Source organism: Rhodanobacter sp. ANJX3 (assembly GCF_014200755.1).
In the GTDB taxonomy this organism is placed as follows: domain Bacteria; phylum Pseudomonadota; class Gammaproteobacteria; order Xanthomonadales; family Rhodanobacteraceae; genus Rhodanobacter.
Genome location: NZ_JACHCM010000011.1, coordinates 82455 through 90551, shown reverse-complemented (window position 1 = coordinate 90551; position 8097 = coordinate 82455). Strand labels below are relative to the sequence as shown.

At 64.1% G+C, this 8097-nt stretch carries 5 protein-coding genes and 1 pseudogene; 1 reads left to right on the top strand and 5 read right to left on the bottom strand.

The window, feature by feature from the left end:
• Positions 1–163: pseudogene (locus tag HDE76_RS19740) on the top strand (IS4 family transposase); the annotation flags it as partial.
• A 604-nt stretch (positions 164–767) separates the two neighbouring features.
• Here the strand turns inward: HDE76_RS19740 and HDE76_RS19735 are convergent.
• From HDE76_RS19735 to purL, 5 genes are all read right to left on the bottom strand, one after another.
• Positions 768–995 (bottom strand): integrase core domain-containing protein, encoded by a 228-nt coding sequence (locus HDE76_RS19735; protein WP_179482328.1) that lies wholly within the window; start codon positions 993–995, stop codon positions 768–770.
• Between the two features lie 209 nt (positions 996–1204).
• Positions 1205–2107, bottom strand: a complete 903-nt coding sequence (locus HDE76_RS19730; RefSeq protein ID WP_184510081.1) for a DMT family transporter — start codon at positions 2105–2107, stop codon at positions 1205–1207.
• 166 nt (positions 2108–2273) lie between these two features.
• Complete coding sequence (locus HDE76_RS19725) at positions 2274–3158, bottom strand: glycosyltransferase family 2 protein (RefSeq protein WP_343205743.1); 885 nt, start codon at positions 3156–3158, stop codon at positions 2274–2276.
• 158 nt (positions 3159–3316) lie between these two features.
• Complete coding sequence (locus tag HDE76_RS19720; protein WP_184510076.1) at positions 3317–4105, bottom strand: hypothetical protein; 789 nt, start codon at positions 4103–4105, stop codon at positions 3317–3319.
• A 32-nt stretch (positions 4106–4137) separates the two neighbouring features.
• On the bottom strand, positions 4138–8028 hold the full coding sequence (gene purL / locus HDE76_RS19715; protein ID WP_184510074.1) for a phosphoribosylformylglycinamidine synthase: 3891 nt from the start codon (positions 8026–8028) through the stop codon (positions 4138–4140).
• Positions 8029–8097 lie beyond the last annotated feature (69 nt).

The window sequence follows — 8097 nt, the reverse complement described above, 5'->3', positions numbered from 1 at the left end:
GGCGGCGCAACCTCTATCACGCACCGGAGCGCGACTGGCTGAACTCAGGGCCGGAATCGGCAACCTGTTTCTGGATAGACGACCTCGGCCTTCCACGCCGAGGTCCGTCAAAATATCCAAGACTCGCTACCCCGTGAATCGAAAAGCCGCTCCGCTTAAGTGAACAGCATTACGTCCATGGCGGGCTTTTCTCATGAGACATCAACATTGAGGAAGTGAACCTAACCCCGGTAGTCGTTTCTTTTCACGGGAGATTGGGATTACATGCTGTAGCGTGAGAGGCACTAGCGATAACGGCTCCCGTGCCGTCTAGGGCGGAAGCCGTCATGACTGTCGTTTGTTTGGTCTTACAAAGAAGCGTGCAGGAAGATGAGTTATTACAGGTGGTACTTGAATACGGGTTGCCGTAAGTCCAACCCCAACGAAACGAGACGGTGTTGGACGGCACTGAAGTTACGTCGCAGGTGTCAGGCTCGCACGTTAGCGCAATCGTTGAACTCAGAGCGGCTGCACGTACAGGGGGTGCCGTAACTCCAAACACTCCAGCGCCAATTAGTGAAGCAGCTATCAACATCAAACGCAGTTTTGATTTAGTTATCATGACGAGTTCCTTCTTCTTTAGGTGATTAACATAGCCAAGATGCATCTTGGCTTAAAAATAATACTCTCTTTGCAATCAAACTATCACACCGACTGTGAGATTTTTAGTGAATGATTTTATTCATGACAAATAGCTGTGTCGTAGGCTCTTTCGTCAAGCAGACACTTCAAAAGTAGAACCCCCAACGACGTGCTGTCGGTATTCGTGGATTTATGCTGCTCGACGATTCGTGAAGCAGTTGCTCGTTGTAGCCGATCAGCAACACGTGCGCTGCCTCGCGCACATCTTGCACGCAGGCGAACAGGTGATAATCGAGGACATCCTCGCAGAACGTCCGATTGAAGCGTTCGGTGAGGCATTTCCCAAAACGGTGTGAAAACGGTGCCAGGTTCACTTACAACCGTTTGAATTGTTGCGGGGCTGCCAATGCACGGGCCTTACTCCGGCAGATTGCTTGGTTCTGGCTTTTATGATCGCGCCTAAGTCATGCCGACCAAGAGCGCGCGCTTAGGTCGACACAGTGTTCAAGTGATTCGGATCGCTTGCTCGGGTAACGTGACCCAACGCGTTGCGAACCATCGGATAAAAAACGCTTAAAAAAAATCAGACCTCATGATGTATCGCCTCGGCCGGCAGCTCGCCGTCACCGCGCCGCGGCATCAGCTCCACCGTGTACATCGCCGCCAGCACCAGCCCACCGCCGACCAGCATGCGCCAGGTCAGCGCGTCGCTACCGAAAGCCACCGCAAAACCCGCGGCGAATACCGGCTCGGTGGTCATCACAATCGCGGCACGCGCCGCCGGCATGTGGGACTGGGCCCAGGTCTGCATCAGCATGGCGCCTGCACCCGCGATCAGGGCCATGTAAAGCACGGCAAACCACGCGGCGCGATCCGGCGGCAGCGTCGGGCCATGCGGCACGGTGGCGAGCAGGCAGACAACGGCGATCGCCACCATCTGCACGGCCGACATGCCGAACGCCTCGCCGCTGCGCGACCACTGGCCCAGCCCGACGATATGCAGGCCATACATCAGCGCCGAGGCCAGCGTCAGCCACACGCCCAGATCAACCGACACGCCGTTGAGCGACAGCAGCGCGAGCCCGGCCGTGGCAAGCAGTACGGCGAGCCACACGACGCCGGGCGTGCGATGGCGCAGCAGCATCATCGCCAGCAGCGGCGTGAACACCACATACATGCCGGTGACAAAACCGCTGACGCTGGGCGCAATGCGCGACAAGCCCCAGGTCTGCAGCAGCTGGCCGACGCCGTAGATCACGCCAAGCAGCAGGCCGCGCAGCAGCTGCCGACGCTCAAGCCGGAACACCTGGCGGAAGAACAAGACAAGCATCACCAGCGCCGCCACGACAAAACGCACGGCCAGGAAATCCGCCACCGGCATGCGTGCCACTACGTTCTTGATCAGGAAAAACGTCGAACCCCACACGGCGGTCATTGCCAGAAGGCCGAGGGTGGCGAGCGTGGTGGTGGAGCGCGTGCTGGGCATGAATGTTTTGGTCGGGAACGGGGAACGGCAGCTTATCGCTACGTGTCATGACGTTCACACTGCAATGGCTGCGAACTGAAATACTTCGTAACGTTACATATCGCATGCTCTGCTTTAACTGTTCCCCGTTCCCCGCCGGGCCACCTCGGGTGGTTCCCCGCTTCTGCTACTTCCTGCGCCTGCTCAGCAGCTGCCCCGGCACCTTCAGCCAGTAATGCGCCCAGATGCCCAACCAGACCACGCCGGCGATGAGTGGGTTGCGCGCGGCCGGATCGTGCTTACGAAACCAGCGCCACATGCCGTGGTGCTTGTTGCGGCTGACGAAAACCGGCCGGTGCGCGCTGGACGTGCCCTTGGCGTGCGTCACGCGCACATCGCCGGCGAGCAGCACCTGGTAACCCATGTCGCGCACGCGACGGCAAAGGTCGAGATCTTCGCAGTGCAGAAAATAATCCTGATCGAAGCCGCCGACCCGGGTAAACACAGCGCGCGGCATCAGCATCAGCGCGCCGGAAACCGCTTCGGCCTCGATCACTTCTTCGGGAATCTCTTCAGTGATGTTGACGCCCTCGCCAGCGCGGCCAAACATTGTATTCACCGCGCGGCGCAGCAGCGGATCGCGGCGCCACGAGGCCGGATCGGGATGGCCTTCTTCATCGCATACCACCGCGCCGACCAGACCGGCCTTCGGATTGCGCGCCAGCACGTTGAGCAGGTCGCGCAGATCGTCCTCGAGCACGAGGCAGTCGGGGTTGAGCAGCAGCAGCGACTTTCCTCTCGCCCGGGTCGCGCCGATATTCATCGCCGGGCCAAAGCCCAGGTTGGCGCGGTTATAGATGACCGTAAGACGCGGGTCGCCCTGATACGCGCGGCCGATGGCCTGCGGCACGCCATCGTCGGAGCCGTTGTCGACCAGGATCACCTCCAGCGCCAACGTGGTGCTGAGCAGACGACGCACGCAATCGCGCATCATCTGGCCGCTGTCAGCCGACACCACGATGACGCTGAGTTCGGTTGCAAACGGCGAGAGGGGGGAACCGGGGCTATTCACGCGGGAAGTATGCTTGAGATTGTGTGAAGGGAGAATCGGCGGCACAGCCACATCTGCAAAACCGTGCGCAGCGTCGCCGGAGCATGTCATTGAATCGCATCATGGCGTCATACCATCGCGGCCACACCAACCCTATGCGTAATCTGCGCACATAAGGTTTAACGGACTCCGTCATCCGCTACCGCATCGTCACCCAACACGGCGCGCAGGGAGAGCGGCATATCACCGTGACGGCGGATCAGCCACGGCTGCTCGCGATACCAGCCGTCCAACTGCCATCCGAGTAGCCGATGTAGCTTGCCGGTATCGCGATCGCGCAACGCGATGCCGCGATCGTTAGGCAGGCGCGCGGCGAACCAGCGTCCCGAAGGACTGAAGGCGGCCTGCGCGCCGACGCCATCGATCCGGGTGCCGTCATCGAAGCAATACGCGCCGTCGCGATGCGCCACCCGACCGCCATAAGGATCGTCGATACCTCCCGCGGCCTCGCACCAGCGCGGTGCCTGCAACTCGATGATTTCCGCCGGCGGCCCGACCGGCGCGCGCGCCAGGCGCGGCCAGTCCGATGTTGCGGCGTCGGACTGATTCGTGCCGTCGGCACCGGTTTCGACCTTGACCGCGCGACGCGCATCGCGATCGAGCCACGCCTCCAGGCCAGCCAGCAGGGTGTAACCGACCAGCATGCCGAGCAGCGCAATGACCCACGCGAAAATGCCCCCTCCCAGCGCGCGCTGCAACGCGAACAATGCGCCGGGCAAACCCCAGCCCAGGCCGTGACGCAGCAACCAGCGATGCTCTGGCGCCAGCCGATGTTCCAACAGCAGCAGCACCGCCGCCATCGCCGGCAGAAGCGGAACGCCGATCCACCACGGCGCCAGCGCCAAGGCCACGCCCCACGCGATCGTGCCAAACCACAGCGCCGGCGAAAACCTGGGGCGCCGAGCCATGGCTCAGCGCCGCCTTGCGCCGGAAAAAATGATCAGCCGCACCACACGCGGGCATTGCGGAACATGCGCATCCACGGCGAATCTTCGCCCCAGCTTTCCGGATGCCAGCTCATCTGCACGCTGCGGAACACGCGCTCGGGATGCGGCATCAGAATCGTCACGCGACCGTCGGCGGCGGTGAAGCCGGCCAGGCCGCCGGGCGAACCGTTCGGGTTGAGCGGATAGTTCTCGGTGGGCTTGCCGCGGTTGTCGACGAAGCGCACCGCCGCATGCGCCTTGGCCGGGCTGCACGAGTTGGGAAAGCTCACCCGGCCTTCGCCGTGCGCCACCGCCACCGGAATGCGCGAACCGACCATGCCTTTGAAGAACAGGCTGGGCGAATCGAGAATTTCCAGCGTGGCCACGCGCGCCTCGTACTGCTCCGACGCATTGCGCAGAAACTTCGGCCAATGCTGCGCGCCGGGGATGATGTCCTTCAGCTGCGACAGCATCTGGCAGCCGTTGCACACGCCCAGGGCGAACTTGGTCTCGTCGGCGAAAAACGCGGTGAACTCAGCGCGCAGCCTGTCGTTGAACAGGATCGACGTCGCCCAGCCGCGGCCGGCGCCAAGCACGTCGCCATAGGAGAAGCCACCGCAAGCGGCCAGGCCGCGGAAGTCGGCCAGCTTGATCCGACCGCTGGCCAGATCGGACATGTGCACGTCGACCGCATCGAAGCCGGCGCGGGTGAACGCGGCCGACATTTCGACCTGGCCGTTGACGCCCTGCTCGCGCAGCACGGCAACGCGTGGCCGCGCGCCGCTGCTCTTGGACGCTGCGATAAACGGCGCGGCAATATTCTCGCTGGCGTTGAAGCCGAGCTTCGGCGTGATGCCGGGGTCGGCATCGTCGCGGCGCCAGTGACGTTCGGCGTCGGCGCTGGCCGGGTTGTCGCGCAGACGCTGCATGGCGTAGCTGGTGTCGTTCCAGGCTTCGAACAGCGTGCTCCAGTTCCACTTGAACAGCGTGTCGCCGCCGAGGAAGAGCTTGATGCCGAGCTTTTCTTTCGGCCGTCCAATCCGGTGACTGATCGCCGCCAGGCCATGCTTGACCAGCAGCGCCTCGAACGGCTCGCGGTTGGCCTCGGCCACCTGCAGGATCGCGCCCAGCTCCTCGTTGAACAGGCCGCGCAGGGTCGCCTCGGCCCAGCCGTCCATATGGATTTCCAGACCGCAGTGGCCGGCAAACGCCATTTCCAGCAGGGTCACGATGGCGCCGCCGTCCGAGCGATCGTGGTAAGCCAACAGCAGGCCGCCGGCGTTCGCTTCCTGCACCAGATCGAACAGCGCCTTCAACCGCTTCGGGTCGTCCAGATCGGGCGGTACGCCGCCGCCGCGGTTGAATACCTGGGTCAGCGCCGAGGCGCCGAGACGATCGCGCCCCGCGCCCAGGTCGATCAACCACAGATCGGAGTGACCGTGATCCAGCCGCAGCTGCGGCGTCAGCGTGCGGCGCGCGTCGCTGACGCGAGCGAAGCCGGTGATCACCAGCGACACCGGCGAGACTGTGCGCTGCGGCTTGCCTTCATGCTCCCATTGCGTCTGCATGGACAGCGAGTCCTTGCCGACCGGGATCGAGATTTCCAATGCAGGGCACAGCTCCATGCCGACGGCCTTCACCGCATCGAACAGCGCCGCGTCTTCGCCCGGATGGTTCACCGCCGCCATCCAGTTGGCCGACAGGCGAATCTCGCCCAGGTCGGCAATCGGCGCGGCGGCCATATTGGTGATCGCCTCGCCAACGGCAAGGCGCGCGGCATGTGCGCTGTTGAGCACGGCCACCGGCGCGCGCTCGGCCATCGCCATCGCTTCGCCGACGTAACCCTCGAAATCCGACAGGGTTACCGCGCAATCGGCGACCGGAATCTGCCACGGTCCGACCATCGGGTCGCGGTGATTGAGGCCGCCCACGGTGCGATCGCCGATGGTGATCAGAAAACTCTTGCTGCCCACCACCGGCAGCCGCAGCACGCGCAGCAGCGCTTCGTTCATGCCGATGCCGGTGAGATCGGGCAGCACGTCGATGCGCGGCTTGATGTGCCTGGCGTTGCGATGCATGCGCGGCGGCTTGCCGAACAGCACGTCCATCGGCAGGTCGATCACCACCAGGTCGCGGCGCGGGTCGGTCACGCGCAGGCGGCGTTCCGCCGTAGCGTCGCCGACTACGGCATACGGGCAGCGCTCGCGCCGGCACATCGCCTCGAATTCGGCCAGGTGTTCCGGGCCGATCGCCAGCACGTAACGCTCCTGCGATTCGTTGCTCCACACCTGCATCGGCGAGAGCTGCGGATCGTCGCAGGGAATCTTCGACAGGTCGATCTCGCCACCGACGCCGGCGTCGTTGAGCAGCTCGGGGATCGCGTTGGACAGGCCGCCGGCACCCACGTCGTGCACGCTGACGATGGGATTGGCATCGCCAAGGCGGCAGCAGGTATCGATGACTTCCTGACAGCGGCGCTCCATCTCGGCGTTGTCGCGCTGCACCGAGGCGAAATCCAGCTCGGCGCTGGAGCTGCCCGATGCCACTGACGAAGCGGCGCCGCCGCCGAGCCCGATCAGCATCGCCGGCCCGCCCAGCACGATCACCTTGTTGCCCGGCTGCACGGCGTGCTTCAGCACATGGCCCGGACGCAGGTTGGCCAGGCCGCCGGCCAGCATGATCGGCTTGTCGTAGCCGCGGCGCAGACCGGATTCGCCGGTTTCGTGTTCGTACGTACGGAAGTAACCGCCCAGACAGGGACGGCCGAACTCGTTGTTGAAGGCGGCCGCGCCCAGCGGGCCCTCGCGCATGATCTCGAACGCGCTGGCCATGCGCGGCGGCAGCGGACGGTCGATCTCCCACGGCTGCGGGTGGCCGGGAATGCGCAGGTCGGACACCGAGAAACCGGTGAGGCCCGCCTTCGGCTTGCCGCCACGACCGGTGGCGCCCTCGTCGCGAATTTCGCCACCGGCGCCGGTGGCCGCACCAGGCCATGGCGCGATCGCGGTGGGGTGATTATGGGTTTCCACCTTGATCGCGAAGTCGATACGCTCTTCGTGCGCGCGCCAGATACCGTCCTTCGCATCGGGGAAAAAGCGCTTGCCGACGCTGCCCTCGATCACCGCCGCGTTATCCGAGTAGGCGGACAAGGTATGCGCCGGCGACTGCTGGTGCGTGTGCTTGATCATGCCGAACAGGCTCTTGTCCTGATCGACGCCGTCCAGTGTCCAGCTGGCGTTGAATACCTTGTGGCGGCAATGCTCGGAATTGGCCTGCGCGAACATGAAAAGTTCGGCGTCGGTCGGGTCGCGGCCCAGTTCGGCGTAGCGGTCGACCAGATACTCGATTTCGTCGTCGGCCAGGGCCAGACCGAGCCGGCCGTTCGCTTCGTCCAGCGCAGCTTTCGGATCGCCGCCAAGCGCGATATGTACCAGATCGCCGGGCTGGCCGACCAGGAAGAGTCCCTGCGCCTCGTCGATGCGGGTGAGCACCGACTGCGTCATCGCGTCGTGCAGCTCGGCCATGATCACCGCGTGGTACGGCGCGCTTGCCGCGGGCAGGCCGGTGATCTGCCAGGCCATACCGCGCTCGACGCGACGGATGTCGGAGCCTTCCGCACCGAAGCCTGCGCCGTGCAGGATTTCCGTAGCCTTGCTCGACCACGGCGAGATGGTGCCCAGCCTCGGCACGACCCAAAGCGTGGCTGGCTCGGGCTTGGCGTCCTTCGCTTCCAGCACCGCCAGCAGGTGCTGGCGCAGCGTGCCTTGCGGCGCCGTATCGGTGTCGACAAAGTAGACGAACCACGAAGCCTGTACGCGCACGCCGTGATGCAGGGCATCCAGGCGGGAATTGAGACGTTCGAGGCGGAATGGCGAGAGGGCGCTCTGCCCGTCGAGTGCGATCATGCGGGGAACGGCGCTATGCGGAAAACGCCCATTCTAACCGATGCGGTCCCGACGATGCTGCACTACGGC

Excerpts from the sequence above, each read along its gene's own strand:
- HDE76_RS19730 (WP_184510081.1), bottom strand. The coding sequence starts at position 2,107 with ATGCCCAGCACGCGCTCCACCACCACGCTCGCCACCCTCGGCCTTCTG.
- HDE76_RS19720 (WP_184510076.1), bottom strand. The coding sequence starts at position 4,105 with ATGGCTCGGCGCCCCAGGTTTTCGCCGGCGCTGTGGTTTGGCACGATC.
- purL (WP_184510074.1), bottom strand. The coding sequence starts at position 8,028 with ATGATCGCACTCGACGGGCAGAGCGCCCTCTCGCCATTCCGCCTCGAA.